At 44.1% G+C, this 1,591-nt stretch carries 3 protein-coding genes; all 3 read right to left on the bottom strand.

Translation table 11 applies throughout. The features are described from left to right. The coding region (locus tag B4K20_RS13130) for a DUF2238 domain-containing protein (RefSeq protein WP_289283211.1) at positions 1-312 on the bottom strand (312 nt) is incomplete at its 3' end. A 21-nt stretch (positions 313-333) separates the two neighbouring features. Further along, positions 334-714, bottom strand: a complete 381-nt coding sequence (gene apaG, locus B4K20_RS13125; protein ID WP_289243199.1) for a Co2+/Mg2+ efflux protein ApaG — start codon at positions 712-714, stop codon at positions 334-336. 3 nt (positions 715-717) lie between these two features. Beyond that, positions 718-1,591: glucokinase (gene glk, locus B4K20_RS13120; protein WP_289283210.1), on the bottom strand; the 874-nt coding region annotated here is incomplete at its 5' end.

Genomic DNA, 1,591 nt, shown 5'->3' with positions numbered 1-1,591 from the left:
ATGACCCAACCTATCATAATGATTGCGGGCTAGATCAAACGTTTGTTGAATCCATTCAAACAATGGATTTTCTGCGTAAGTGTAATAACCACCCACAATTAATATAAAAGCAAAGAGACTGATCGCTCGAACGGAAATAATCGTCAGGGGAAACTGTCTGTGAGTGATAAGCAATATGGGTATGGCTATCATCACGGGCACGGTTTCCATAAACCAGGTCAACCGGTCTGCCACTGGATCAATAGCAGAAACAAGCAAAGCTATTGAAACTAAACTTAGCCAGACGACTTTCTCTTTATTGCTTGTCAGCATTCTGAAAAGCTCAGAAGACAATCAATGTAGCGTGCGTGGAACAGCTAGGGTAAATGCCGGAATATTGACTTCGAATCGCTCACCGTTATCTCCCAGCATCTTGTAATGACCTTGCATCATACCGACAGGTGTATCCAACATTGCTGCGCTGGTGTAAGTGAATTCCTGCTCAGGTGCAAGATAAGGATGCAGACCTACCACACCATCCCCTTCCACTTCCTGCTCATGACCATCACCACCGGTAATTTTCCAATAACGGGACAATAATCTGGCCGATGACTGACTCTGATTCTTAATGGTGATGGTATAAGCAAACAAATAGCGTGCTTTTTCTGGATCAGATTCTTCATCCAGGTAGGTGGTTTCTACATCAACTGAAATATCGTTATTATGTTCATTCATATGTTAATTATACATGGCTTTTTGTGCTAAGAAGCGAGCACCTTTTAGCCCGACTTCATCATCAAGCACGATATGAACCGGTATCTGCTCCATCAACATTGTCATGCGGCCTTTTTCAACAAAACTGTTGATAAATGATGGCGCTCTGAACTTGGCAATATTTTTCAGCAGAATATTACCCACCAGATAAACGCCCCCTCGAGCCAATGTGGTCAGCGCTAAATTACCAGCTTGAGCAGCGTAAATACGTACGAACATATCTAAGGCTTCATTTGCCAAAATATCATTCTTTTCTATGGCGAACTGGCTGATAGCCGATGCGGCATCACTGTTTACCATCGCCAGACGTAACGCGTTATTTTCATCAATTTGCTTATAGTCCCGTAGGAAATGATAGAGACTGACAAGCCCGCTTCCACAAACAATACGATCATAAGAAACATGACCATGTCGCTGCTGGAGATGCTCCAGGAAAAGCTGTTGGGTTCGATCTAAGGGGGCAAAATCAACATGCCCGCCTTCTGTTGCAAAAACTTGCCACTGATTCTCCTGCGGAATCAAAATAGCTTGTCCTAATCCCGTACCAGCACCTAATACAACACGGGGATATGACTGATTGGGTTCACCCGCTTGTAACGTCTCAACCTCGCTATCAGCTAAACCCGCAATACCATAACCCACTGCTTCGAAATCGTTACAAAGTATGACCCTTTCAATTGAAAACTGCTTTTCAATGACACGGGCATCTAACTTCCAGGGCAGCTTAGTGACTTGGCCATATTGTCCACTCACCGGACCCGCCAGTGCGACACAAGCAATGTTGATAACACACGATTGAGGAAGCTGTTCAATAAATGCCGTCAGGATGGCATCAAAG

It is taken from the genome of Methylophaga sp. UBA5088 (assembly GCF_002414625.1).
In the GTDB taxonomy this organism is placed as follows: Bacteria; Pseudomonadota; Gammaproteobacteria; order Nitrosococcales; family Methylophagaceae; genus Methylophaga; species Methylophaga marina.
The sequence above is the reverse complement of the archived record's forward strand: the minus strand, read 5'-3'. Positions and strand labels throughout refer to the sequence as shown.

Bases quoted from the DNA above. Each gene is read 5' to 3' on its own strand.
- apaG (WP_289243199.1), bottom strand. From the start codon at position 714: ATGAATGAACATAATAACGATATTTCAGTTGATGTAGAAACCACCTAC.